We start from the raw sequence: 25554 nt of genomic DNA, 5'->3' as shown, positions 1-25554 counted from the left end.
GGGGCGTGGCGGCCGGCCGGCGGGCCGGGTGAGCTGGGCGACGTAGCGGTCCAGCCGGCCGTCGACCAGCGCCTCGGCCAGGTCCGTCCCGGCGACCTCGGCGATCTCGGCCGCGTACCGGCGGACCAGCGGCAGGACGCCGGTGACCAGGCGGGCCGCGGCCGCGCTGAGCTGGCCGGTGGAGCCGGGCCGCAGCCCGAGGCAGAGCAGCATGTCGTCGCGGTAGCCCGGGGGTGCGACCGGCAGGGCGAGCGCGGCGGCGAAGGCGGCCCGGCGGGAGACCACCCGGACCGAGGCGTTGGCGAGCCGGAGCACGGACGGGCAGAGCCGGGCCAGGTCGGCGGCGGCCAGCCGGACGCCGAGGTGGTCGCCGGCGTCCCGGGCCGCGGCGACCTTACCGAGCGTGGCGACCAGCTCCTCCAGCTGCGGCTCGCCGGCCGGCTGGCAGAGCACCGGCAGGTCGATCCGGGGCCGCCAGTGCGGGTCGGCCCAGAGCAGCCGGGCCGGCGCGGCGACCGGCAGCCCGAACGCCCAGTCGGCCGGTTCGCCGAGCCGGCTCACCCAGGACCGGACGTCCCGGGCGGCCACCGACACGTGGGTCAGCCGGCCGGCGTGCTCGGCCAGGTAGGCCCGGCGGGCGGCGTACGGGGCGCCGCCGAGCAGCACGTCGACGTCGACGTCGCTGTGCGCGGTGGCGGCCCGCCGGGCATGGCTGCCGCGCAGCATGATGCCGACCACGGGCCGCTCGGCCGCCGCCCGCAGCCGGGCGGTCCAGTCGGCGAGGAACCCACTGTCCGGTGACGGAGGGTAGTCCACCGCGACATCGTGCCGTACGCCCTGATCAGGGCGCAATGCCCGATGGCGGACGCGGTGTCCGGTCCGGGGCCTATGACCCCTCGCAGCGGCCCTCCGCCCGCCGGTACGCGTCGATCTTGTGGTCGAGCACCCTCAGGTCCTCCCCCAGCTCGGCCATCCGCGCCAGCACCCGGGCCCGGTGCGCCTCGAACAGCGCCCGCCGGGCGCCGAGCGTGCTGTCGCCCTGGCGGGCCAGCTCGGCGTAGCGGCGCATGTCCCGCACCGGCATCCCGGTGCGCCGCAGCCGGGTGAGCAGGAACAGCCAGTCGACGTCCCCGGTGGTGTACCGGCGCCGCCCGGCCGAGTCCCGCCCGACCGGGGCCACCAGCCCCTCCTGCTCGTACCAACGCAGCGTGTAGGTGGTGAGGCCGACCCGCTCGGCCGCCTCGCCGACGGTGAGCGTGTCCTGCCGCGTGCTGATGTCCACGGTCCCAGGCTTCCAGTTCGAGCCCACTCGAAGTCAAGCCCATTGCGCGCACGGCGGTATCTCATCTAGCGTTGAGTTCATCAGGCGTTGAGTTTTGGGGAGGTGGGCGATGGACGACGCGATCGCCGTCCGCGACCTGGTCGTCGACCGGGGCGGGCGGCGGGTGCTGCACGGGATCAGCGCCACGGTGCCGCGCGGCGCGGTCACCGGGCTGCTCGGCCCGAGCGGCAGCGGCAAGACCACGCTGATGCGCGCGGTGGTCGGGGTGCAGGTGGTCACCGCCGGCACGGTGACCGTGCTGGGCCGGCCCGCCGGCTCGGCCGAGCTGCGCCGCCGGGTCGGCTACCTGACCCAGGCGCCCAGCGTCTACGCCGACCTCACGGTGCGGGAGAACGCCCGCTACTTCGCCGCGCTGCACGGGCGTGGCCGGGCCGATGCCGACCGGGCGGTGGCCGACGTCGGGCTCGCCGACGCCGCGACCCAACTGGTCGGCACCCTCTCCGGCGGCCAGCGCAGCCGGGCGTCGCTGGCCTGCGCCCTGGTCGGCGACCCGGAGCTGGTCATCCTCGACGAACCGACCGTCGGGCAGGACCCGGTGCTGAGGGCCGACCTCTGGGCCCGGTTCCACGAGCTGGCCGCCGGCGGGACGGCCCTGCTGGTGTCGAGCCACGTGATGGACGAGGCGGCCCGCTGCGACCGGCTGCTGCTCATCCGGGAGGGGCGGCTGATCGCCGACGACACCCCGGACGCGATCCGGGCCGCCGCCGGGGTGGCCGACCTCGACGAGGCGTTCCTGCGGCTGATCAGGGCGGGCGAGACGGCCGGCGCGGCCGGAGGGGAGGCGTCGTGAACCCGAGGATCCTGGCGGTCACCACCGGCCGCATCCTGCGCCAGCTGGGCCACGACCGGCGCACCGTGGCCCTGCTGCTGGTGGTGCCGGCCCTGCTGCTCACCCTGGTCTACTACATGTACGCCGACCAGCCCGCCGCGCCCGGCCAGCCGTCCGCCTTCGACCGGATCGCGCTGATCATGCTCGGCTTCTTCCCGTTCATCGTGATGTTCCTGGTGACCAGCATCGCGATGCTCCGCGAGCGCACCACCGGCACGCTGGAGCGCCTGCTCACCACGCCGCTGGCCAAGGCCGACCTGCTCTTCGGCTACGGCATCGCCTTCGGGCTGGCCGGCGCGGTGCAGGCCACCGTCGCCTCGGCCGTGGCGTACTGGCTGTTCGACCTGGACACCGCCGGCAGCAGCGGGCTGGTCATCCTGGTCGCCGCGCTGAACGCGGTGCTCGCGGTGGCGCTGGGCCTGTTCTGCAGCGCCTTCGCCCGCACCGAGTTCCAGGCCGTACAGTTCATGCCGGTCGTGGTGGCCCCTCAGCTGCTGCTCTGCGGGCTCTTCGTGCCCCGGGGCGAGATGGCCGGCTGGTTGCAGGCGGTCAGCGACGTGCTGCCGCTGTCGTACGCCGTCGAGGCGTTGCAGGAGGTCGGCGCGAACGCCGAGCCGACCGGCACCATGTGGCGGGACGTCGCGGTGGTCGCCGGCGCGGCGGTGCTGGCGCTGGTGCTGGCCGCGGCCACCCTGCGGCGGCGCAGCGGCTGACCGGCGCCCCGTCCCGGCCCCGCGGCGGGCCGGGGCGGGGCGACCTGACGAGTACGAGCGAAGGGCGGCGATGGCACGGCGGACCGGCCGACGACCAGGCAAGCCGGACACCCGGGAGGCGATCCTCGACGCGGCGCGCACGGCGTTCGCGGAACGGGGCTTCGACGCGGCCTCCATCCGGGCCATCGCCGCCACGGCCGGGGTCGACCCGGCCCTGGTGCACCACTACTTCGGCAGCAAGGACCAGCTCTTCCTGGCCGCGATGAACGCGCCCGTCAACCCGGGCGAGCTGATCCCGCGGATCGTCGCCGGCGACCGCGACGGCATCGGCGAGCGGCTCGTCCGGCTCTTCCTGGGGGTCTGGGACTCCCCGGCCGGCACGGCCGGCGTGGCGCTGCTGCGCTCGGCGATGAGCAACGAGTGGACCGCCCGGCTGCTGCGCGAGTTCCTGGTCACCCAGGTGCTCCGCCGGGTGCTCGACCACCTCGACGTGGACCCGGCCGAGCTGCCGCTGCGCGGCTCGCTGGTGGCCAGCCAGCTGATCGGGCTGGCCGTCATGCGGCACGTGGTACGGCTGGAACCGATCGCCTCCGCCCCGGCGGAGACCCTGGTCGCCGTGGTCGCCCCCACCGTGCAGCGCTACCTCACCGGCGACCTGCCGACCTGACCCCGAGCCCCGCTCCGCGCGCGGGCAGGCGGTGTCTGGAGCCGCACCGTTGAGGGCGCGCGTCGTTTCGCCGACGTGGCGGTATCGAGTCGTCGTGGACGGCCCCATATCGGCGGCGTGGAGTCGATCATGCCGGCTACCGGGCACCCCGGAACATGGCCGCCGTGCCCGCCCGGAACCGCCGGCCGCCGCGCACCGGTTTCGGGCGCAGACCGGTGTCGCCCACCAACCACAGACCCACCCAGACCTCGGGCAAGCGGGCCAAGCGGCTCCGCCGGCAGGCCCGACCGCCGCTGGCAGCGGCGCGCACCACAGGCGGTCACAAGCGGCCGGTCAGCTGTGGGTGCACCTGTTGTCGCCCCCGCGACCACGCGTGCACCCGAACCCGGGGGCACCGGACGCGGAGGGCGGGTGGTGATCAGGCGGGTTCGGCGTGGCCGGCCGCGGCGGCCCGGCACAGCATCGGGTGCAGCAGCCGGGCCAGTTCGGCGTGGTCGGCGACCGGGTGCGGGAAGGTCAGCCGGGCCCGTCGCCGGGCGCCGGGCCGGCCGTACGACACCATCAGGCCGTACCGGTCGATCCGCACCACCCGGGGCACGCCGTGACCGCCGCCGTCGGCCAGGCCGAGCTGCCGGCGCAGGTAGCCGGTCACCTCGGCGGCGTGGTGCTCGGCGAGGTCGGCCAGCAGCTCCCCCTCGACCGGGTGCAGCGGATCCGGCTCCGCCTCGGCGTACACCTCGGGGTCGATCCGGCGCACGGAGCCGGCGCGGTCCCAGCGGGCCTCGGCCACCTCGAAGCGGAACAGCCGGAACCGGGTGCCGACGTCGAGCAGGTCACCGGTCGGGTCCACGGCGGCGAAGTCGAGGGCGGCCTGCCGGGCCTCGTCGCCGTCGAGCCGGGCCGCCCAGCCGGAGACCCAGGCCCGGCCGAGCGACGGCGCCCCGGCGGACGGGGGGAGGTCGAGCACGTCGAGCACCGCCGGGACGTCGGTGTCGCCGTCGGCCGGGCGCAGCGCGGCGGCGAGGTCGCTGACCACCGGCACCAGGAGCAGCACCCGCCCCTCCGGATCGGTGACGTGCCGGACGTGGTGCGGGCCGGGCCGGTGCGCCACGTGGACGAGGCCGGGCAGTCGACCCGCCACCAGGGTTCGGACGATCTCCGCGGGGCTGGGCCGCATGGCACGACCTCCTTAATAGGTTAGGCTTACCTAAGTGCAGGCTAGAGCACCGGAACGGAGACGTCCAGCGTGAACCACCCCAGGCCCAAGGCCCGGCTCTCCCGGGCCCTCGGCATCCCCCTCACCCGCAAGTGCGTGAAGTACTTCGAGCGCCGGCCCTTCCCGCCCGGTGTGCACGGCCGGCAGCGCCGCAAGACCTCGGACTACCAGGTGCGGCTGCTGGAGAAGCAGCGCCTGCGCCACCAGTACAACGTCAGCGAGGCGCAACTGCGCCGGGTCTTCGACGAGGCGGCCCGCGGCACCGGCAAGACCGGCGAGAGCCTGATCGCGCTGCTGGAGCGCCGGCTCGACGCGGTCGTGCACCGGGCCGGGCTGGCCCGCAGCATCTACCAGGCGCGGCAGCTGGTCAGCCACGGGCACTTCACGGTCGACGGGCGCAAGGTCGACCGCCCCTCCTACCGGCTGCGCCCCGGCCAGGTGGTGGCGGTGCGCGAGCGCAGCCGCGAGGCGCTGCCCTTCCAGCTCGCCGCCACCGGCGCCAACGCCGGCGACGGCCCGACCCGGCCCTACCTGTCGGTCGACCTGACCGAGCTGCGCGCCACCCTGCTGCGCGAGCCCGCCCGCACCGAGGTGCCGGTGGTCTGCGACGAGCAGCTCGTGGTGGAGTTCTACTCCCGCTGACCGCACGCCCCGCGATCGTGCGGTCGGCGCCCGGGATCCGCGGCATTCCCCGCTGTCGCCGGGGCGGAAACTACGCGATCGCGGGGCGGAGTCAGCGGGTCTGCTCCAGCCAGGAGGCGTAGAGCAGGGCGTAGACCGAGTCGGGGTCGCGGAGCAACTCCTCGTGCGGGCCGCGCTGGACGATCCGCCCCCGGTCCACCACGATCACCTCGTCGGCGGACTGCGCGGTGGAGAGCCGGTGCGCGATGGCGAGGGTGGTCCGGCCCCGGGTCACCGCGTCCAGGGTGCGTTGCAGCCGCACCTCGGTGGCCGGGTCGACCGCGCTGGTCGCCTCGTCCAGCACCAGCAGGTCCGGGTCCGCCACGTACGCCCGGGCCAGCGCGACCAGCTGCCGCTCCCCCACGCTCAGCGCCTCGCCGCGCTCGCCGACCGGGGTCCGCAGCCCGGACGGCAGCCCGTCCAGCCAGTCGGCCAGGCCCAGTTCGGTGAAGGCCGCGGCGAGCTGCTCGTCGGTCAGCTCCGGTCGGGCGAACCGGACATTGTCCGCCACCGTGGCGTCGAACAGGAACCCGTCCTGCGGGACCATCACCACCCGGGACCGCAGCGAGTCGAACCGGACCTGGTCCAGCGGCACGCCGGAGAGCAGCACCGTCCCGGCGGTCGGATCCATCAGCCGGGTGAGCAGCTTGGCGAAGGTGGTCTTGCCGCTGCCGGTCTCGCCGACCACCGCCACCCGGCTCTTCGCCGGGATCTCCAGGTCGATGTCGTGCAGCACCGGCGGGCCGCCCGGGTAGGCGAAGCGCACGCCGGAGAAGCGGATGTCCAGCGGGCCCGGCGGCAGCTCCCGGCCCTGCTCCCCCGGGTCGGCCACGTCCGGGGCCACGTCGAGCACGTCCAGCACCCGCCGCCAGCCGGCGATCGCGTTCTGCGCCTCGTTGAGCACCTCGGTGGCGATCTGCACCGGCTGGATGAAGAGCGTCACCAGGAACAGGAACGCGGTCACCTCGCCGATGCTCAGCGTGCGGTCGGCGCCCAGGCTCACCCCGAGCACCACCACGCCGGCCAGTGCCAACCCGGCGGCCAGCTCGCCGACCGAGCTGCCCATGATGCTGATCCGGATCGCTCGCTGCTGCGCCCGCCGCTGGCCGTCGATCGCCTCGTCCAGCCGCCGCGCGGTCCGCCCGGAGATCCCGTACGCCCGGATCACCGGCGCCCCGACCACGCTCTCCCCGATCGCGCCGAGCAGCGCGCCGGTGCGCTGCCGGACCACCCCGTACGCCGCGCCAAGGCGGCGCTGGAGCACCCGGATCACGAACACCGCCGGCAGGAAGGCGGCGAAGACCACCAGGGTCAGCTGCCAGGAGTACGCCAGCATCACCACCGTGGTGACCGCCAGCTGACCCAGGTTGATCACCAGGATCACGCCGCCCCACTGGAGGAACTGGGTGATCTGGTCGACGTCGCTGGTCACCCGGGAGACCAGCGAGCCGCGCCGCTCGGCCTGCTGGTGCAGCATCGACAGGTCGTGCACGTGCCGGAACGCCCGGATCCGCACGTTGGCCAGCGCCGTCTCGCTGACCGTGAACAGCCGGCGCATCATCAGGTAGCCGCAGAGCGTGGTCACCACCAGCACCGCGGCGGTGATGCCGACCACCGTCCAGACCACGTCGAGGTCGAGCCCGCCGACGATGCCCCGGTCGATGCCCTGCTGCACGGCCACCGGCACGGCCGCCCGCCCGACCATGTAGACCAGCGCCAGGGCCAGCGTGCCGGCCAGGCCGACCCGCAGCTCCGGCGAGAGCGCCAGCCCGCGCCGCAGCGTCCGCCACGTCGTCTCGACCGGCTCGGCCTGCGCGGCCGCCTCGGCCCGCTGCTCGGACGCCGTCACACTCACCGGGCCTGCCTTTCGTTCGCGACTGCGGGGCTCCGCTGCGCTGCACTCCTCGCGCTCACCGGGCCTGCCTTTCGTTCGCGACTGCGGGGCTCCGCTGCGCTGCACTCCTCGCGCTCACCGGGCCTGCCTTTCGTTCGCGACTGCGGGGCTCCGCTCCGCTGCACTGCTCACCGGTCCACCTCGATCTCCAGGCCCGAGGCCAGCGGCGGCGTGGCCTCGTCGTCGTACGGCCGTTCTTGCGCGCGGTCGACCTCGGCCTGCTCGTAGGCGGTGACCAGGTCGGCGTAGCCGGGCACGGTGGCGAGCAGGTCGGCGTGGGTGCCCCGGGCCACCACCCGCCCCTGCTCCAGGTAGATCACCTCGTCGGCCAGCGCGATGGTGGCCCGGCGGTAGGCGACCACCAGGATCGACGCGGCCGGCGTGGCGGAGTCGGCCGCCGAGGAGCGCAGCCCGGCCAGGATGGCCGCCTCCACCCGCGGGTCGACCGCGCTGGTCGCGTCGTCGAGCACCAGCAGGCGGGGCCGGCCGGCCAGCGCACGGGCCAGGGTGAGCCGCTGCCGCTGGCCACCGGAGAGCGACGTGCCGCGCTCGCCGACCCGGGTGTCCAGCCCGTCGGGCAGCGCCGCGACGAACCCGTCCGCCTCGGCCAGCCGCAGCGCCGCCCAGACGTCGTCGTCGCCGATGCCCGGCCGGTCCAGGGTGATGTTGGCCCGGACGGTGTCGTCGAAGACGAACGGCACCTGGGCCACCAGCGCGGCGGTGCCGGCCAGCGAGGCGGCGGTCAGCCGGCGTACGTCCACCCCGTCCAGGGCGACAGTGCCGGACCGCGGGTCGACCAGCCGGACGGCCAGCGACGCGATCGTCGACTTGCCCGCGCCGGTCGGCCCGACCAGGGCGACGGTCTTCCCGGCGGGCACGGTGAAGGAGACCTCGCCGAGCACCTCGGTGCCGGGCAGGTGCGCCTCGGCCGGCTCGTAGCCGAAGCAGACGTCGGTGAAGGTGAGCGTCGCCGGCCGGGGGTCGGCCGGGTCGAGCACGGTGTCCCCGTACGGCATCTCGCCGGTGGCGTCGAGCACCCGGCGCACCCGGTCCCAGCCGGCGACGCTGCGCGGCAGCTCGGCCAGCACCCAGCCGATGGCCCGCACCGGGAACGCCAGCACGGTGAACAGGAAGGCCACGCTGACCAGCTCGGCGACGCTGATCGCGCCCTGGCGCAGCCGGAACGTGCCGACCACCAGCACGGCGAGCGTGCCGAGGCTGGGCAGCGTCTCCAGCATCGGGTCGAAGACGCCGCGCAGCCGGCCCACCGAGACCAGCGCGTCGCGCAGCTCGCCGGCCCGCTCGGCGAACCGGCGGGTCTCCTGCGCCTCCCGGCCCATCGTCTTGACCACCAGGGCGCCGTCGAAGCTCTCGTGCGCGATGCCGCTCACCTCGGCGCGCAGCCGCTGCGCCCGCGCCTGCCGCGGCGCCATCCGGCGGGAGTAGACCACGTTGAGCGCGAACAGCGCCGGGAAGACGGCCAGCCCGACCAGGGCCAGCGCCCAGTCGGTGACGAAGAGCGAGGCCACCGCGCCGACCAGCATCACCAGCGTGCCGACCGCGAACGGCAGCGGCGCGATCGGGTACCAGGCGGCCTCCACGTCGGAGTTCGCGTTGGACAGCAGGGTGCCGGTGGCGTTGCGGTGGTGCCAGGACAGCGGCAGCTCCAGGTAGCGCCGGGTGACCCGGCGGCGGTACGCGGCCTGGAGGCGGTACTGCATGTAGCCGGCGCCGAGGCGGCGGCCGACGATGCCGGCCACCCGCAGCACGCTGATCCCGAACAGCGCGGTGGCGGCGAGCGCGAGCGTGCCGACCCCCACCGAGCCGCGGGCGATCGCGGGCACCACCACGTCGCCGACCACCGTGCCGACGACGTACGCGCTGGCGATCACCATGCTGCCGAACAGCACGCTGCCCGCGACCGCGACCGCGAAGATGCGCGGCTGCTCCCGGATCGCCCGACCGAGGACCGCCAGCCCCCGACCGAGCACGTCCCGACTCGTCCTGCTCGCCACGCTCTCCCCCGCCGTAAGCCGCAATTATCCCCCTCATCCTTACCGTTCGGGGCGAGCTCCGCCGACCCGGACCGGTATGGCCGGCGTCACGCCCGCCGCGCCGCCCGGCCGCCGCCAACCCGCCGCCAACCCTGCACCGGCCCTCCGACAACCCGCCGCCGGCCGGGCACGGCCCGGGCGGGTTCGGCCTAGGATCGATCCATGTCGCGGTACGCCCGATCGGAGCGCGAGGCGCTCGCCGACCTGATGTTGACGCTGGGACCGGACGCACCGACGGTCAACACCGGGTGGACCACCCGCGACCTGGCCGCGCACCTGGTGGTCCGGGAGCGCCGGCCGGACGCCGCCGGGGGCATCGTGCTCGCGCCGCTGCGGGGGTACGCCGAACGGGTCCGCCGGCGGATCGCCGCCCGCCCCTGGCCGCAGCTGGTCGGCCAGCTGCGCCGCCCGCCGGTGTGGAGCCCGGTGAGCAACCCGGTGACCGACGAGCTGGCCAACACCCTGGAGTTCTTCATCCACCACGAGGACGTCCGGCGGGCCGGGGAGCGGTGGCAGCCGCGCGACCTGCCGGCCGGCCTCTCCGCGGCGCTGTGGCGGCGCTGCGCGCCGCTGGCCCGGCTGGCGCTGCGCCGGTTCCCGGCCGACCTGTTCGTCCAGGCGCCCGGGCACGGCGAACTCAGCGTGGGGCGCGGCGGCGAGCCGGTGCGGATGGTGGGTGCCCCGGGCGAGCTGGCGCTCTTCCTCACCGGCCGGCAGCGGGTCGCCCGGGTGCAGATCGACGGCACGCCGGAGTCGGCCGAGCGGCTTCGCGCGGCCCACCTGGGCTTGTGACCCAGTGTGCACAATCGGTCACGCAGAGACATGAAAGTCCGACCACCCGAACGATGGGTGCCGATCCCTGCTCCCGTAGGCTTTGCCGCGTCGTCCCGTGGGGGGACGGCGCGACTGGGGGCGGCATGCGGACCTTCGCGGTCTCGGCGCTGCGGGAACCCCCCTTTCCCGCCGGGCGTCATGACAGCACGGACCTGGTGGCCCGACAGAGCATCGAGTGGGCGCGCGACTTCGGGCTGATCGATAGCGGGCAGCGGCTGCGCCGCGCCGACGTCGCCGGGCTGGCCGGCCGGGCCTGCCCGGACGGCCCGGTCGAGCGACTGCGCCTGCTCTCCGACCTGGTCGCCTGGTTGTTCGTGGTGGACGACGCCTGCGACGAGGACGGCCTGGGCGAGGCGCCGACCCGGCTCGCGCCGACGGTGGCCGCGCTGCTCGACGTGCTGGACCGGCACGGCGACCCGGCGGCGCCGCTGCCGACCGCCGCCGGCCCGCTCGGCGACGCGCTGGACGACCTGTGCCGGCGGGTCCGGGCGGCCGGGGCGCCGGCGATGCTGCTGCGCTTCGCCGCCCAGGTGCGCGACTACCTGCTGGCGCTGCTCTGGGAGGCGGCGAACCGGGAGCGGGAGCGGGTGCCGGGATTGGCGGAGTACGTGCAGATGCGCCGGCACACCGGCGCGGTCGGCCCCAGCCTCACCCTCACCGAACTGGCCCTCGGCGGGCACCCGGCGGCGGACCGGCGGACCGAGCCGGCGCTGGTCGCGCTGGACCTGCTCGCGATGGACCTGGTCTGCTGGTGCAACGACGTCTTCTCGTACGGCAAGGAGCGGCGGTCCGCGCCGGACGGGCACAACCTGGTCACCGTGATCGCCCGGGAGACCGGCGGCGACGAGGAGGCGGCGCTGCGGGCCGCGGCCGACCGGTTCAACGACGCGCTCGCCGCCTACCTGGCCGCGGAGGCGACGCTGCGCTGCCAGGGCGACGCCGAACTGCACCCGGCGCTGGTCGCACGGCGTAACTGGATCCGGGCCACCTACGACTGGTCACTGGTGGCCGCCCGGTACGCCTGAATCCGCGTCCCACCAGGCGGGATGGAGCCGACCGACGGTCGGGGGGCTAGCCGACGCCACGAGGCAGGCAATACTCTTCGGTAACGAACACCGACGTGACGACCGTCACGCCTCCACCCCCGAAGGCGGCTACAGCGATGGCTCTCGATGTACCGTACCGCTCCATCCCGGAAATGTTCCTCAAGCGCGTCGCGGCCACCCCCGACCGTGACGCCTTCGCCCATCCGTCCCCGGACGACTCCGGCCCGGTCTGGCTGAGCTGGGCGCAGGTGGCGACCCGCGCCAAGGCCATCGCGGCCGGCCTGCACGACCTCGGCGTCGGCCAGGAGGACCCGGTGGCGATCCTGGCCAACACCCGGCTCGACTGGGTGCTCGCCGACCTGGGCATCATGTGCGCCGGTGGCGCCACCACCACCGTCTACCCGACCACCGAACCCGACGACGCGACGTACATCATCGCCGACTCCGGCTCCCGGGTGCTGTTCGCCGAGAACCCGGCCCAGGCCGCGAAGATCGCCGGAGCGCAGCTGCCGGCGCTGACCCACGTGGTGCTCTTCGACGGCGAGCCGGACCCGGCCGCCGCCGTACCCCAGCTCACCCTGACCCAGCTGGAGGAGCGGGGCGCGGCCCGGCTCGCCGCCGAGCCGGAGCTGATCGAGAACATCGTCGCCGGGCTCGGCCCCGACCACCTGGCCACGCTCATCTACACCTCGGGCACCACCGGCCGGCCCAAGGGTGTGGAGCTGCTGCACGGCGGGTGGTGCTGGGAGGGCGTCGCGCAGGCCGAGCTCGGGCTGCTCCGCGACGACGACCTGCAGTACCTCTGGCTGCCGCTGTCCCACTCGTTCGGCAAGACCCTGCTCTGCGGCGCGATCCACGTGGGCCTGCCGACGTACGTCGACGGCCGGGTGGACAAGCTGGTCGACCTGCTGGCGGTGGTCAAGCCGACGCTGATGTGCGGCGCGCCGCGGGTCTTCGAGAAGGTCTACAACAAGGCCGTCACCACGGCGCAGGACGCCGGCGGCGCGAAGGCGAAGATCTTCGCCTGGGGCGTCCGGGTGGGCAAGGAGAAGGTCGCCCTCGAGCAGGCCGGCAAGCCGGTCCCGGCCGGGCTGAAGCTGCGCTACGCGGTCGCCGAGAAGCTGGTGTTCAGCAAGCTCCAGGCCCGCCTCGGCGGGCGGATCCGGGTGCTCGTCTCCGGCGCCGCCCCGCTCAGCCCGGACATCGCCACCTTCTTCGCCGCGGCGAACCTGCCGATCTCGGAGGGCTACGGCCTCACCGAGACCAGCGCCGGCAACTTCGTCAACCCGCCGGAGGGGTTGCGCATCGGCACCGTCGGCAAGGCGATGGGCGACCTGGAGTGCAAGATCGACACCGACGGCGAGATCCTGGTGCGCGGCCGGCCGGTGATGCGCGGCTACCACAACCTCCCCGAGGAGACCGCCGCGGCGTTCACCGAGGACGGCTTCTTCCGCACCGGTGACATCGGCACGCTGGACGCCGACGGCTATCTGAAGATCACCGACCGGAAGAAGGACCTGGTCAAGACCTCCGGCGGCAAGTACATCGCGCCCTCGCACATCGAGGGGATGTTCAAGGCCACCTGCCCGTACACCTCGCAGGCGGTGGTGATCGGCCAGGCGCGCAACTACTGCACCATGCTGGTCACCCTCGACCCGGACGCGATCAAGGGCTGGGCGGCCGGCACTCCGCTGGAGGGCCGCAGCTACGCCGAGATCGTCGCCTCGCCCGAGGCGCAGGCCATGGTCGAGGAGTACGTCGCCCAGCTCAACAGCAAGCTCAACCGCTGGGAGACGATCAAGAAGGTCACCATCCTGCCGCGCGACCTGACCATCGAGGACGGCGAGATCACCCCGTCGCTGAAGATCAAGCGCCGGGGCGTGGAGACCAACTTCGCGACCGAGATCGAGAAGATGTACGCCGGCACCCTCGCCGAGATCTGAGCGACCGGCGGTCCCGCGCCCGGCTCCCCCGACCGGGCGCGGGACCGTCGGCTCACAGGTGGTGCCCCCGCCACCTGGTCTGCTCCGCCTCGGCGGCGAGCTGCTCCTCCAGCGCCACCTGGCGGACCTGCCGCCGGCGCGGCGCGTCGACCACCGTCTGCGCCCCCACCACCGCCACCGTGGCGACGGCCAGCAGGGCCAGTGCCACCAGTTCGGGCAGTTGCCCCGCCACCGGCACCAGCAGGAGCAGCAGCAGCACTCCGCCGACCGTCGGCCAGCGCGCCGCGCCGAGCATCCGGCCGCCGAGCACGATCAGGGCGAGCAGGTAGAGCGCGACCCCGCCGTAGAGCGCCAGCAGGTCGAGGCCGGGGAGCGTGACCCCCCAGGTGGGGGTCGCCGGGTCGGCCCCCTCGTAGATCAGTCCCTTGAGCCCGAGCGCGAAGAGGATGACCCCCGCGACGACGGGCAGGTGCAGGTAGGTGTAGGCGTCCCGGGCCAGCACCGCGCGGGCGGTCCGGTCCCGGGTGCGGTGCAACGCCTGCTCCATGGCGAGCGCCAGGGTGTCGAAGTATGCCCACCACATCGCCGCGACCACCGCGATGCCGAGCACCGCACCGATGAGCACCGGCCAGGTCAGCGGCAGGTTGACGGTGCCGCTGGGACCGAGCCCGAGCGCGATGATGGTCTCGCCCAGGGCCACCAGGATGATCTGGGCGTGCCGTTCCGCCCAGTGCCCGGCGGAGAGCACCGTCCACCCGGTGCTGCGCAGCGCCAGCCCCGCGCCGTACTCCACCATGATGGCGGCGATCCAGCACCCCAGCCGGACCAGCGACTCGACAGTGCCGTCGAAGAGCCGTTGCGGCAGCAGCGCGGCGGTGACGACGAGCGACGTGGCCAGCAGCACCGGCAGCGCCATCAGCAGCCACCGCTGGCGCAGGTCGCGGTTGCCGCGGCCGACCCACAGGAAGATCGACACCTGGCTGGCCCGGACCAGGAAGTAGCAGGTGGCGAAGACCAGCGGCCCGGACAGGCCGCCCGGCCGGTCGACGAACGCCTTCGGCAGGGTGAGCGCCAGCACGAAGGCGGCGGCCATGGTGACGAAGCCGACCAGCGGCACCACCCCCTGGTCGGTGCGGACCACGTTGCCGAGCGCCGCGAAGCCCGTCCAGCACCACCAGAGCAGGGCCAGCACCACCAGCGCCTGGATCACCCCGCGGACGGTGGGGTTGCCGGCCGCGGCGGTGGTGACGTTCAGGAAGGCGAAGACGAAGACCAGGTCGTAGAAGAGTTCCAGCCGGGTGGCACGGGAGCCCGGCGCGCTCCGCTGGACCCCGCTCGCCCGCCGGCCCCCGTCCGCGCGTCCCACCAGGGCAGTCTGGCAGCCGGTACCGGACCGAAGGGATGTTCCGGGCGATGACCGGCCAACCTCCGCCTTCCGGGTAGCGCCGGCGGTGGGCGGCCGGCGTCCGTGGCCTCGTCGGGCCGGCTCAGGCGATGACGGCGGGCTCCCGCCACCGGGGCCGGCCGCCGCGGTCCAGGTCGTACCGCACCGCGGCGATCCGGCCGACCGCCTCGACCAGGTCGGCGGCGGGCAGCGTGAACGGCAGTCGCAGGAACCGCTCCAGCGTGCCGTCCAGCCCGAACCGGGGCCCCGGGGCCAGCCGTACGCCGACCTCCTCGGCGGCCCGGGCGAGGGCGCTGGAGATCGGCCCGTCCAGCTCGGCCCAGAGGGTCACGCCGCCGCGCGGCACGGTGACCCGCCAGTCCGGCAGCCGCTGCGCCAGCGCGCCGAGCAGCGCGTCCCGCTGGGTGGCGAGCTGGGCCCGGCGGGCCGCCACGATGGCCGGCGCGTCGGTGAGCAGGTGCACCGCGACCAGTTGGTCCAGCACCGGGCTGGCCATGTCCACCCCGACCCGGGTGGCGGCCAGCCGCTGCACCTGCGGCGCGGACGCGCGCACCCAGCCGATCCGCAGCCCGCCCCAGAACGGCTTGCTCAGCCCGCCGATGGTGACCACCCGGGAGTGCCGGTCGAAGACGGCGGCCGGGGGCGGCACGACCGTGCCGTCCAGCGGCAGGTCCACGAACGACTCGTCGACGACCAGGTCGGTGCCGACCGCGTGCGCGGTGGCGACCAGCCGCTCGCGCAGGTCGGCCGGCATCAGGTGGCCGGTGGGGTTCTGGAAGTCCGGGATCAGGTAGGCCAGCTTCGGGCGGACCTGGCGCAGGCTGCCGAGCAGCAGGTCGGCGTCCCAGCCGGTGTCGGCGGCCAGCCCGTGGGTGGTGATCCGGGCCCGCCGGGCGGCCAGCGCGGCCAGCGCGTTGGGGTAGCTCGGCGACTCCACCAGCACCCCGGCGCCCGGCGCGAGCGCCAGGCGGAGCACCAGGTCCAGGGCGTGCTGGGTGCCGTTGGTGACCATGATCTGGTCGGCCGAGGTGGGCAGCCCGCGCTCGGTGTACGCCTGCGCCACCGCCTCGCGCAGCTCGACGATGCCGGTCGGGTGGTAGCCGGCGCCGCCCAGGTAGCGGGGCAGGTCCTCGGCGGCGGCCCGGGCGGCCGGCACCAGCTCGGGCGGGGCGGCCAGCGCGGCCACCCCGAGGTCGATCATGTCGTGGTCGTCCTGCGGGGTCCACAGCCCGGTGCTGGCCACCCGGTGGGTGCCGGGCAGCATGGTCCAGCTGCCGGCGCCCCGGCGGCTGGCCAGGTGGCCGCTCTCGCGCAGTTCCCGGTAGGCGGCGCTGACCGTGGTGCGGCTGATCCGCAGCGCCTGGGCCAGTTCCCGTTCGGCGGGCAGGCGGACGCCCAGCGGGAGCCGGCCGTCGGCCAGCAGGCCGCGTACCGCGCCGGCCAGGGCGGCGTAGTCGGGGCTGCGGCGGCGACCCGGGAGAGCGTGCCACTGGCCGAGCAGCCGGGCCAATTGGACCCCCCGCACCTGGCTCGTCATGCCACTCCTCCGATATTGGCTCTCTTCCGTGCGCCCGATTGGCCCCTAGGGTGGCATGCATGGCAGCGATTGGCAATCTCCGGTACCGCCCCGTCCGGCGGCTGACCCAGCTCTACGCGGGCCTGGTCCTGTACGGGGTCAGCATGGCCCTCATGATCCGTTCGGGGCTGGGCCTGGACCCCTGGGACGTCTTCCACCAGGGGCTCGCCCGCCGCACCGGATTGTCCTTCGGCGCCGTGACCATCGCGGTCGGCGCGCTGGTCCTGCTGCTCTGGATCCCGCTGCGGCAGCGCCCCGGCATCGGCACGGTGAGCAACGTGGTGGTCATCGGGCTGGTGGTGGACGCCACGCTGGCGCTGCTGCCGGCCGGCGGGCCGCTCGCCGTCCGGATCGGCCTGCTGGTCGCCGGCATCGTGGGCAACGGCGCGGCCACCGGTCTCTACATCGGCGCCCGGCTCGGCCCCGGCCCCCGTGACGGGCTGATGACCGGCCTGGTCGCCCGCCGGCCCGGCTGGTCGATCCGGATGGTCCGCACCGGCATCGAGGTGACCGTGCTGGCGGTCGGCTGGCTGCTCGGCGGCACCGTCGGCGTCGGCACGGTGGCGTACGCGCTCGCCATCGGGCCGCTGACCCAGCTGTTCCTGGCGCGGTTCACCGTTGCCGAACCGGTGCCGGTTCCCGGCCGGACCGCCCCGGTGCCGGCCGCCGGCTGACCCGCGTACCCGGGTCGTCGCGCAGGGTGCGGGCGGCGGTCCGGGTGTTCCCTTTTGGCAGTGGTGCCCGGCAGAATCTGCGCATGGGGGAGAGCGGATGGCGCTGGAGCGACGCCTGGATCTTCGTCTCGTTGGTGATCGCGAGCGGCGCCGGCCGGCACCGCCGGTCGCCGTCCAGCCGCCGGCCCGAAGGGGTCCGGCTGGCCGACGTGCTCTCCACCGCCGACCACCTCAACCAGGCGATTCCCGAGCGGCACGAGGTCGAGGAGGCGGTCCGCCGGCTGGTCGGCGCCGGCCTGGTCGACGTCGCGGACGGCTGGTTCCGGATCACCCCCGACGGTGAGCGGCTGTGGCGCACCCGGCCGAGCGCCGGGCTGGCCACCACGGTGGACACCGTGCAGGGGGTGCTCAGCCGCCGGCAGCCGCCGGTCCGCGCGGAGTGGCACCTCGACGAGGCCGACCACGCCGCCGCGGTGCAGGAGTACCTGGTCCGCTCGATCCCGGCGCCGCGCCGCTCCCCCGAGAACCGCGCCCACCGGGACTGACCCCCGGCCGGCGGCGGGTGAGGGGGGCGGTTCAGCGGACGGCGTGCCCCGCGCCGCGCAGCGCGTCCTTGACCTGTGCCACGGTCAGCTCGCCGAAGTGGAAGACGCTCGCGGCGAGCACCGCGTCCGCGCCGGCGTCGACCGCCGGCGGGAAGTGCGCCACCGCGCCGGCGCCACCGCTGGCCACCACCGGCACGTCGACCACCCGGCGTACCCGCCCGATCAGTTCCAGGTCGAACCCGGCCTTGGTGCCGTCGGCGTCCATCGAGTTGAGCAGGATCTCGCCGGCGCCCAGCTCGGCGCCGCGGCGGGCCCACTCGACCGCGTCCAGCCCGGTGCCCCGCCGGCCCCCGTGGGTGGTGACCTCGAAGCCGCTGGGCGTGGTGCCGGCCGGCGCCCGCCGCACGTCCAGCGAGAGCACCAGCACCTGCCGGCCGAACCGGTCGGCGATCTCGGCGATCAGCTCCGGGCGGGCGATCGCGGCGGTGTTCACCCCGACCTTGTCGGCGCCGGCGCGCAGCAGGGTGTCGACGTCGGCGACCTGGCGGATCCCGCCGCCGACGGTCAGCGGGATGAACACCGACTCGGCGGTGCGCCGGACCACGTCGAGCATGGTGCCGCGGTCGCTGGCGGAGGCGGTGACGTCGAGGAAGGTCAGCTCGTCCGCGCCGGCCCGGTCGTACGCCGCCGCCAGCTCGACCGGGTCGCCGGCGTCGCGCAGGTCGAGGAAGTTGACCCCCTTGACCACCCGCCCGGCGTCCACGTCCAGACACGGGATCACCCGTACCGCCACCGTCATGCCGCGAGCCTATCCGGTGCCGCCGCGGCGGTGGCCGACCCGGACGGGCGGGCCACCGCCGGGGAGGCCCGGGTCACAGCCGGACGAGCATCTTGCCGAGGTTCTCGCCGCGCAGCAGGCCGAGGAACGCCTCCGGGGCCTGCTCGATCCCGTCGACCACCGTCTCGTCGTAGCCGATGCTGCCGTCGCGCAGCCAGCCGGACATCTCCCGGACGAACTGCCCGCGCAGCGCGCCGTGGTCGCCGACCAGGAAGCCGCGCAGGGTCAGCCGCTTGCCGATGACCAGCGCCAGGTTGCGCGGCGCGGCCGGCGGCTCGGTGTCGTTGTACTGGGCGATCATGCCGCAGATCGCGGCCCGGCCGTGCGGCCGCATGGCGGAGATGGCGGCCTCCAGGTGGTCGCCGCCGACGTTGTCGAAGTAGACGTCGATGCCCTCGGGCGCGGCCGCCTTCAGGGACCGGCGCACCGGACCGTCGTGGTAGTCGAACGCGGCGTCGAAACCGAGCGCCCGCAGCCGCTCCACCTTGGCCGCCGAGCCGGCGCTGCCGATCACCCGGGCGGCGCCCTTGAGCTTGGCGATCTGCCCGACCAGGCTGCCCACCGCGCCGGCCGCGGCGGAGACGAAGACCGTCTCCCCCGGCTTCATCCCGGCCACCTCGAGCAGCCCGGCGTACGCGGTCAGCCCGGTCATCCCGAGCACGTGCAGGTAGCTGGTCACCGGCGCCAGGTCGGGGTCGACGGCCCGCGCGGAGGCGGCGTCGACCAGCGCGTACTCCCGCCAGCCGAGCCCGTGCAGCACCCAGTCGCCGGGGGCGAAGCCGTCGACCTCGCCGGCCACCACCTCGCCGACCGCGCCGCCGTCCAGCGGCGCGTCGAGCCGGAAGGGCGGCACGTACGACTTCACGTCGTCCATCCGCCCGCGCATGTACGGGTCGACCGACATGTACCGGTTGCGGACCAGCAGCTGACCGGGCCCCGGCTTCGGCACCTCGGTCTCGACCAGCCGGAAGTTCTCCGCCGTCGGCCAGCCCTGGGGCCGGGACGCCAGGTGGATCTCCCGGTTGGCCGTTGTCACGCGGCCTCCCGCACGGTGAGCGCGACCTCGATGTTGCCCCGGGTGGCGTTGGAGTAGGGGCAGACCTGGTGCGCCTGGGCGACCAGCTGCTCGGCCGTGGCCCGGTCCACCGTCGGCAGGTCGACGACCAGCGTCACGGTCAGCCCGAAGCCGCCCGCGCCGTTGGGCCCGATGCCCACCTCGGCCTCGACCACCGAGCCGGTCACGTCCGCCTTGGCCCGGCGGGCGACCACGCGCAGCGCGGAGTGGAAGCAGGCCGCGTAGCCGGCGGCGAAGAGCTGCTCGGGATTGGCGGCGCCGCCGGCCCCGCCCATCTCCTTCGGCACCGCCAGGTCGAGGTCGAGCGTGCCGTCGGAGGTCTGGACGTGGCCGTCCCGGCCGTCACCGGTGGCCCGGGCGGACGCGGTGTAGAGGACCTGCATGAGGGGTCACTGCTCCTTCTGTCGGTGGATGGTCTCGGTGACCCGGGTGAGGGTGTCCCGGATGGCGACCAGCTCCGCCGCGGTCAGCCCGGTGGCCCGGGCCACCCGCAGCGGCACGTCCGCCATCCGTTCCCGCAACGCCCGGCCCTCGGCGGTCAGGCCCACCTCGACCCGCCGCTCGTCGCGCGCCGACCGGCGCCGGACCACCAGGCCCGCCCCCTCCAGCCGCTTGAGCAGCGGGGAGAGGGTGCCGGAATCCAGTCGCAGGCGCGCGCCCAGCTCGGAGACGCTGGGCGCACTGCCGTCCGGTGCGCCGGTGGGCGGCTCGTCGTCGTGCTCCCAGAGCACCAGCAGCACCAGGTACTGCGGGTAGGTGAGCCCGAACCGGTCGAGGATCGGGCGGTAGACGTCGGTCAGCGCGCGCGACGCCGCGTAGAGCGCGAAGCACACCTGCCGGCCCAGCACCAGATCGTCGGTCACCGGAAAACCGTAGCGCCCAATTAGGTTGTGCGCAATTTATACGTGGTTCAGACCACGCAGAGCGGCACGTTCGGCGGCACGGTCTCGGCCCGCTTCAGCACCACGACCTCGTCGCCGAGTTCGCCCTTCTGTCTGATCGGCTTGGTCTTGAACACCTTGAGGAAGAAATTGACCACGTCGGCCACCACCTTGGGGATCGAGTAGCCGAGCCCGTAGCGCATGGTCACCCCGAGTCCCGCGCCCCGGCAGACGATCAGGCCGGCCCCCGAGCCGAGGCTCGCCCCCACCGAGGCGCGCAGGGCGACGTACAGCCCGGCGGTGAACCCGAGCGCGCCGATCCCGACGCTGAACTTCACGTCGTACGTGACGAGCAGCCCGCTCGCCCCGATGGAGATGCCGGTGATCGAGTTGGTCAGGCTGTTGCGGACCCGGAAGCCGCTCGGCTCGATCGGTCCCCAGTACGGGCGGTGGTAGCCGTAGCCGATCGCGCCGCTCAGCGCGTACTCGCCGGCGGCGTCGAGCCGGCCGTCCTTGGCGCTGAACGCCGTCTTGATCTCCAGCAACTGGTCCACGGTGGCCGAGAAGGGCACCCCGAGGATGCTCCCGATCGGGATGCTGAACTGCGTCGGCACCACCACCGACCGGGCCAGGTTGCGGGTGTTGCCGACGCTGGTCGCCGCCTTGACCGCCACCCGGAGGCCGGCGCCGCCGGTGACGCTGAACTCCGCCCGGGTCACCGTGCCGCCGGAGATGGCGAGGTCGAAGGTGGCCTTCGGCTTGTCCAGCAGCAGGGTGACCGCGCCGGTCATCCGGATCTCGCCGTCGTCGTGCTCGAACCGCGCGGTGACCCCGTCGGAGCAGCACTCGGTGCTCACCTGGAGGGCGCCGGCCCGCGCCGCCTGCTGGCCGCCGACCTTCGCGGGCGGCGCCGGCGGGCGGGGCGCGGGCGCCGGCGCCCGGACCGGGACGAGCCGGGTCCGGCCGATCGGCGCCCCGCCGCCGGTGCCGCCGGCGGCCTCCCCCGGCGGGCCGCCACCGGTCGCCGCGCCCGGGCCGCCCGGCGGGGCGCCGGTGTCCGCACCGGACGCTCCCCCGCCCGTGCCGCCACCGGGCTCGGGTGGCAGGTCGGCGGCCACCCAGGGCGGCGTGCCCGCGGAGTAGGCGATCGGGCGGTCCAGCGGCACCGGCTCGGCGGTGCGGAAGGTGCCGTCCCGGATCACCTCGGTCAGCTCGACCGGGCCGATGGTCACCGCCAGGTCGCCACCGTCGCGGCGGACGTCCACCACCCGGCCGACGGCCCGGGAGGTGAGGAACATGACCTTGCCGGGGGCGAGGTCGTCGGCTCGCTCGGCGTCCGGGTCGATCCGCCAGGTCAGCCCGTCGTCGGTCACCGACCGCACGGCGGCGCCACCGCCGCCGACCAGGACCACGTCCGGCTGGTACGTCACCTCGGGGTGCGGCCGCGGCGCGAGCCCGTACCGGACCGCGTCGGCGTGGTACGGGTCGGTCGGCCCGCCGCCCGCCGGCCGGTCGCCCGAGCAGGCCCCGGTCGAGGCCAGTACGGCCAGCGCCGTCACCACGGCCAGCCAGCGGCCACCGGCGCAGCGGTTCGTCCTCATCGCCGCCGCACCCCGCTCAGAGCCGGCCGGCCACGGTACGCGCCACCCTCTCCAGCGGCGCGCGGTTCTCCGCCGGGTCGTTGAGCCGGACCAGGCGCACCGACACCCAGACTCCCGAGCGGTTCACGAAGACCGCCTCGTGGCTGGCGTACGCCTCGTCGCCGACCCCGGCCAGCGGGCGCAGCTCGTGGCCGAGATCCCGCTCGATGTCCAGGAACTTCTTCGCCCCGTCGCCGACGAAGACCTCGACCTGGGCGGTCGGCCCGCCGACCGGCCCGACGTAGGTGCAGGTCTCGCGCACCGGCTGGGGATCCTCCAGCCTGGTGCCGGCGAGCTGTTCGGCCTCCTGCTGGGACACCAGCGCGCACGGGTCCACCGCCGCTGCCGGTGTCGGGGACGGCTCGGCGGCGGCGCTCCCGGTGGCCACCACCTGCGGCGGCGCCGGATCGCCGGCCGCCGGCGGGGGCTCCTCCGTGCCGCCGCAGCCGGCGACCGTCCCGGCCAGGCCGAGCAGCCCGGCCAGCAGCAGCCCGGACCGCCGGGCACGACGAATCTGCTTCACCTCGACATCCCTCCTCCATGGACGAACGGCGGACGCCCGCACCGGGGCCGGCGGCCCGTCACGACGGGTCCGCCCCGGCGGCTGGCGCCGGGCACTCCGGCGCGACGATCCACTCGGCCGGCCCGAGCCGGTCCACCCGCCAGCCGGCGGCGGCCGCCACCGCCGCCACCGTGTCCGCGTCGGGGCCCTCGACCAGCGCCAGCACCACGTCGTCGGCGGGGATCCGCAGCGCGCCCCGCAACCGGGTGGTGCCGGTGGTCAACCCGCCGACGGGCTCGTCGGCGCACTCCCCCGGACCCCGGTCGTAGCGTTCGAGGACGAACAGTCGAGCGGCCATGCGTCGACGCTAGGGCGGCGCGTCGCCCGGGTAATCGGGTGTTTCCCTATCCTTCGACGTCGGCGCGCGCCATCACCGCGCCCAGCTCGGCCCGGCTGGCGACGCCCAGCTTGCGGTAGACCCGGGCGAGGTTCGCCTCGACCGTCTTCGGGCTGATGAACAGGGTGTCGGCGATGACCCGGTTGGTCCGCCCGGCGGCGGCGAGCCGGGCCACCTCCAGCTCGGTGCCGGTCAACTGGCGGGGCGCCGGCGGGCGGCCACCGGTGCGGTCCGCCTCGGCCCGGGCCCGGGCCGCCAGGGCCGCCGCGCCCAGCGCGTCGAACTCGGCGGCGGCGGCGGTCAACGCCTCCCGGGCGTCGCGGCGGCGCCGCAGCCGCCGGTACGCCACCCCGGCCACCAGCAGGCAGCGGGCCCGGTCCAGGGGAAGCACGTCCGCCGGCACCGCGGCCCGGGCGGCGGCCAGCTCGGCCAGCGCGTCCGACGGATCCCGGCCGAGCGCGCCGGCCAGCAGCACCCGGCAGCGGGCCAGCCCCAGCGTGGTCCACGGGCGCGGCAGCCGCCGGTGCCGGATCGCCAGCCGGTCCAGCGCCGCCTCGGCGGTGGCCAGCTCGCCGGCCCCCACACAGGCCTCCAGCCAGTCCGGTTCGAAGCGCTGGGCGATCGGCTCCACCAGGCCCAGCTCGTCGACGGTCACCGCCAGCTCGCCGTAGTGCCGGGCGGCCTCGGGCATCCGCCCCGCGCTCAGCGCCACGAATCCGGCCAGCTGGGCGTAGAGCCGCCGCCGCCAGCGGTCGTCCAGCTCGGCGGCCCGGCGCAGCCCGTCCGCGGCGATCCGGTCGGCCTCGGCCAGCCACCCCCGGTACGCCAGCAGCATCCCGTCCAGCCAGTGCTCGGCGGCCGAGTCGGTGCCGTACTGCTCGCCCAGCTCCCGGGCGGCGGCGATGTGCGCCGCGGCGTCGGTCCACCGGCCGGCGAGCAGCTCGGTGTCGCCCAACTGGGTCAGCAGCTCGTGCTGGGACGGCTCGTCGCCGCGGGCGACCGCCCGGGCCAGCATGTCGTGCAGCCGGTCGCGGGCCCGACCGTGCTCGTCCACCGACCGCCACCAGATCGCCGGCACCGTGCCGGCCAGCCAGGACGGCTCCTCCCCCTCCAGCTCCAGGGCCCGCTCCAGCAGCCCGGTCCGGGCCGGCAGCCCCGCGCGAACCTCGTTGAAGAAGAGCAGCGCCAGCGCCGCGGCGTACACCGGCCGGTCGTCCGGGCGGTCGGCCAGCAGGGCGATCGCCGCCTCCGCGTGCCGGCGGGCCGGGTCCGGGGCGTCCCGGAACAGGCTCAGGTGGGCGTGGATCCGGCCGGCCAGCGGAGAACCGGCCGGGGCCGACGCCAGCGCCCGCTCGCCGGCCGCCCAGGCCGTCTCCACCGGCTCGTCGGAACTCCACGCGATGATCGCCCGCAGCAGCAGCGCCTCCGCGCGGTCCGGGCCGGTCAGCTCCTCGGCCGCACGTTCCGCGGCCACCCGTGCCGCGGGGTAGTCGCCGCTGTCGAACCGGCACTCGGCCGCGGCCAGCCGCCACCGGGCCTGCTCGGCGGTGCCGGGCGGGGTCAGCCGGACCGCGCCGTCGTACAGGCCGGCGGCGGTCTCCGGCGCGCCCCGGGCGCGTTGCCGGGCGGCGGCCGCCGCGACCTCCGCCGCCGCCGACCCGTCCGGCCCGGTGACGCAGCCGGCCAGCTGCCGGGCCCGCTCGTCCGGATCGAGCGTGGTGTCGGCGAGCAGCCGGTGCAGCCGGCCGCGGACCCCGGGCGGCACGTCGGCGCGGACCGCCGCCGCGTACACCGGGTGGGCGAAGCCGACCGCGTCCCCGCGTACGGCGACCAGGCCGGCCTCCTCGGCCGCGTCGAAGGCGGCCGGCGGCACCCCGGCGCGGGCCAGCCCGGCCAGCGTGGGTACGCCGGAGAGGGCGGCGAGGCGCACCGCGTGCCGGGTGTCCGGGGGCAGCGCGGCCACCCGGCCGGCGACCAGTTGCCGCAGCGACGGCGCGGCCGGCAGGTCGGCGCCCGGGGCCGGCAGCTGCGGCAGCCGGAGCACCGCCCGGGCCAGCTCGATGGCGAGCAGCGGGTTGCCACCGGCCTCCGCGGCGATCCGCACCAGCAGCGGCCGGGGCAGCGCCGTCCCGGTCTCGGTGCGCAGCACGTGGTGCAGCGCCCCCACGCCGAGCGGCCCAAGCCCGATCCGGTCCAGCCGGGTGCCACCGGCGCCGTGGTCGAGCCCGAGCGGGGCCGGGTCACCGCCGGCGCGGTCGGCCCGGGCGGTGACCAGCACGGCGATCCGCGGCACCAGCCGGCGCACCGCGAACCGGAGCGCCCGCTCGCTCGGCGGATCGAGCCACGGGGCGTCGTCGACGGCCACCAGCAGCCGGGGCGCCGGGCCGTCGGCGGCGACCTCCAGCAGGGACCGGGTGGCCGCGCCCACCGTCCGGTCGTCGATCGGCTGCCCCGGCTCGTCGCCGGTGAGCAGCACCCCGGCCAGCGCCGCGCGCTGCGGCGCCGGCAGCTCGGGCACCCGGTCGGCCAGCGGGGCGAGCAGGTCGGCCAGCGCCGCGAACGGCAGCGCCGACTCCGCCTCGGTCGGCGCGCAGCCGAGCACCAGCCAGCCGGCCCCGCGGGCCGCGGCCAGCAACTCCCGGTGCACGACCGTCTTGCCGATCCCGGCCGGGCCCTCCACCAGCACCGGCCGGCCCTCGTCCAGCGACCGCCGGGCACGGTCGACCAGCACGTCCCGACCGACGGCCGCCCCGCTCACCGGGTCAGTCTGGCACCCACCGGCCACCCCGGTCGAGGACCGGA

General features: G+C 75.5%; 23 protein-coding genes and 1 pseudogene. 9 read left to right on the top strand and 15 right to left on the bottom strand.

Features of this window, described 5'->3' with window-relative positions:
- Positions 1–132 precede the first annotated feature (132 nt).
- A pseudogene (locus tag Q3W71_RS23800) lies at positions 133–726 on the bottom strand (phosphoribosyl-AMP cyclohydrolase); the annotation flags it as partial.
- Between the two features lie 160 nt (positions 727–886).
- Positions 887–1282 carry a MerR family transcriptional regulator gene (locus Q3W71_RS23795; protein WP_302921644.1) on the bottom strand — a complete coding sequence of 132 codons (396 nt, stop codon included), beginning with the start codon at positions 1280–1282 and terminating at the stop codon, positions 887–889.
- A gap of 109 nt (positions 1283–1391) precedes the next feature.
- Between Q3W71_RS23795 and Q3W71_RS23790 the strand changes: the two genes are divergently transcribed.
- The 3 genes from Q3W71_RS23790 (at position 1392) to Q3W71_RS23780 (ending at position 3551) form a co-directional block, all read left to right on the top strand.
- Positions 1392–2132 carry an ABC transporter ATP-binding protein gene (locus Q3W71_RS23790; RefSeq protein WP_302921643.1) on the top strand — a complete coding sequence of 247 codons (741 nt, stop codon included), beginning with the start codon at positions 1392–1394 and terminating at the stop codon, positions 2130–2132.
- Complete coding sequence (locus tag Q3W71_RS23785) at positions 2129–2884, top strand: ABC transporter permease (protein WP_302921642.1); 756 nt, start codon at positions 2129–2131, stop codon at positions 2882–2884. The genes Q3W71_RS23790 and Q3W71_RS23785 overlap by 4 nt, the downstream gene beginning before the upstream one ends.
- Before the next feature lie 70 nt (positions 2885–2954).
- Entirely contained in the window at positions 2955–3551 is a 597-nt protein-coding gene (locus Q3W71_RS23780; RefSeq protein WP_302921641.1) for a TetR family transcriptional regulator, read from the top strand.
- Between the two features lie 418 nt (positions 3552–3969).
- On the opposite strand, the gene Q3W71_RS23775 is transcribed toward Q3W71_RS23780, so the two are convergent.
- Entirely contained in the window at positions 3970–4728 is a 759-nt protein-coding gene (locus Q3W71_RS23775) for a DUF2470 domain-containing protein (RefSeq protein ID WP_302921640.1), read from the bottom strand.
- A 69-nt stretch (positions 4729–4797) separates the two neighbouring features.
- Here Q3W71_RS23775 and rpsD point away from each other — a divergent pair, with 69 nt between their 5' ends.
- Positions 4798–5409 carry a 30S ribosomal protein S4 gene (rpsD, locus tag Q3W71_RS23770; RefSeq protein WP_302921639.1) on the top strand — a complete coding sequence of 204 codons (612 nt, stop codon included), beginning with the start codon at positions 4798–4800 and terminating at the stop codon, positions 5407–5409.
- A gap of 91 nt (positions 5410–5500) precedes the next feature.
- Here rpsD and Q3W71_RS23765 read toward each other — a convergent pair whose 3' ends face one another.
- Together Q3W71_RS23765 and Q3W71_RS23760 are read right to left on the bottom strand one after the other, a co-directional pair.
- The gene (locus Q3W71_RS23765) at positions 5501–7297 is read right to left on the bottom strand and encodes an ABC transporter ATP-binding protein (protein WP_302921789.1); all 1797 of its coding nucleotides are present in this window, start codon (positions 7295–7297) and stop codon (positions 5501–5503) included.
- 173 nt (positions 7298–7470) lie between these two features.
- Positions 7471–9357, bottom strand: a complete 1887-nt coding sequence (locus tag Q3W71_RS23760) for an ABC transporter ATP-binding protein (protein WP_302921638.1) — start codon at positions 9355–9357, stop codon at positions 7471–7473.
- A gap of 201 nt (positions 9358–9558) precedes the next feature.
- Between Q3W71_RS23760 and Q3W71_RS23755 the strand changes: the two genes are divergently transcribed.
- From Q3W71_RS23755 to Q3W71_RS23745, 3 genes are all read left to right on the top strand, one after another.
- Positions 9559–10188: a TIGR03085 family metal-binding protein gene (locus Q3W71_RS23755; protein ID WP_302921637.1), complete on the top strand. Its 630-nt coding sequence runs from the start codon at positions 9559–9561 to the stop codon at positions 10186–10188.
- Positions 10189–10313: 125 nt separating this feature from the next.
- A complete protein-coding gene (locus Q3W71_RS23750; protein WP_302921636.1) occupies positions 10314–11255 on the top strand; it encodes a terpene synthase in 942 nt (313 codons plus the stop codon).
- A 137-nt stretch (positions 11256–11392) separates the two neighbouring features.
- Positions 11393–13219, top strand: a complete 1827-nt coding sequence (locus Q3W71_RS23745; RefSeq protein WP_302921635.1) for a long-chain fatty acid--CoA ligase — start codon at positions 11393–11395, stop codon at positions 13217–13219.
- 52 nt (positions 13220–13271) lie between these two features.
- On the opposite strand, the gene Q3W71_RS23740 is transcribed toward Q3W71_RS23745, so the two are convergent.
- Together Q3W71_RS23740 and Q3W71_RS23735 are read right to left on the bottom strand one after the other, a co-directional pair.
- Positions 13272–14585: a low temperature requirement protein A gene (locus tag Q3W71_RS23740; protein WP_302921634.1), complete on the bottom strand. Its 1314-nt coding sequence runs from the start codon at positions 14583–14585 to the stop codon at positions 13272–13274.
- A gap of 121 nt (positions 14586–14706) precedes the next feature.
- Positions 14707–16161, bottom strand: a complete 1455-nt coding sequence (locus Q3W71_RS23735; protein ID WP_302921633.1) for a PLP-dependent aminotransferase family protein — start codon at positions 16159–16161, stop codon at positions 14707–14709.
- A 59-nt stretch (positions 16162–16220) separates the two neighbouring features.
- On the opposite strand from Q3W71_RS23735, the gene Q3W71_RS23730 reads away from it, so the two are divergent.
- A complete protein-coding gene (locus Q3W71_RS23730; RefSeq protein WP_302921632.1) occupies positions 16221–16874 on the top strand; it encodes a YitT family protein in 654 nt (217 codons plus the stop codon).
- An 83-nt stretch (positions 16875–16957) separates the two neighbouring features.
- The gene (locus Q3W71_RS23725) at positions 16958–17419 is read left to right on the top strand and encodes a hypothetical protein (protein WP_302921631.1); all 462 of its coding nucleotides are present in this window, start codon (positions 16958–16960) and stop codon (positions 17417–17419) included.
- A gap of 31 nt (positions 17420–17450) precedes the next feature.
- Here the strand turns inward: Q3W71_RS23725 and hisF are convergent, their stop codons facing one another.
- From hisF to Q3W71_RS23685, 8 genes are all read right to left on the bottom strand, one after another.
- Complete coding sequence (hisF, locus tag Q3W71_RS23720) at positions 17451–18218, bottom strand: imidazole glycerol phosphate synthase subunit HisF (protein ID WP_302921630.1); 768 nt, start codon at positions 18216–18218, stop codon at positions 17451–17453.
- Positions 18219–18291: 73 nt separating this feature from the next.
- Positions 18292–19293: an NADP-dependent oxidoreductase gene (locus Q3W71_RS23715; RefSeq protein ID WP_302921629.1), complete on the bottom strand. Its 1002-nt coding sequence runs from the start codon at positions 19291–19293 to the stop codon at positions 18292–18294.
- Complete coding sequence (locus Q3W71_RS23710) at positions 19290–19715, bottom strand: organic hydroperoxide resistance protein (RefSeq protein WP_302921628.1); 426 nt, start codon at positions 19713–19715, stop codon at positions 19290–19292. Before Q3W71_RS23710 ends, Q3W71_RS23715 begins: the two co-directional genes overlap by 4 nt.
- 6 nt (positions 19716–19721) lie before the next feature.
- Positions 19722–20195 (bottom strand): MarR family winged helix-turn-helix transcriptional regulator, encoded by a 474-nt coding sequence (locus Q3W71_RS23705; protein WP_302921627.1) that lies wholly within the window; start codon positions 20193–20195, stop codon positions 19722–19724.
- Between the two features lie 47 nt (positions 20196–20242).
- Positions 20243–21814 (bottom strand): hypothetical protein, encoded by a 1572-nt coding sequence (locus tag Q3W71_RS23700; RefSeq protein WP_302921626.1) that lies wholly within the window; start codon positions 21812–21814, stop codon positions 20243–20245.
- A 16-nt stretch (positions 21815–21830) separates the two neighbouring features.
- Positions 21831–22376 (bottom strand): DUF3558 family protein, encoded by a 546-nt coding sequence (locus Q3W71_RS23695; RefSeq protein ID WP_302921625.1) that lies wholly within the window; start codon positions 22374–22376, stop codon positions 21831–21833.
- Between the two features lie 58 nt (positions 22377–22434).
- Complete coding sequence (locus Q3W71_RS23690) at positions 22435–22713, bottom strand: hypothetical protein (RefSeq protein ID WP_302921624.1); 279 nt, start codon at positions 22711–22713, stop codon at positions 22435–22437.
- 46 nt (positions 22714–22759) lie between these two features.
- Positions 22760–25510: a LuxR family transcriptional regulator gene (locus Q3W71_RS23685; RefSeq protein ID WP_302921623.1), complete on the bottom strand. Its 2751-nt coding sequence runs from the start codon at positions 25508–25510 to the stop codon at positions 22760–22762.
- Positions 25511–25554: the final 44 nt, after the last annotated feature.

This window comes from Micromonospora sp. C28SCA-DRY-2, from assembly GCF_030519475.1.
Taxonomy (GTDB): domain Bacteria; phylum Actinomycetota; class Actinomycetes; order Mycobacteriales; family Micromonosporaceae; genus Micromonospora.
Note: the sequence above shows the minus strand (reverse complement) of the source record. Positions and strands in the feature narration are given on the sequence as shown.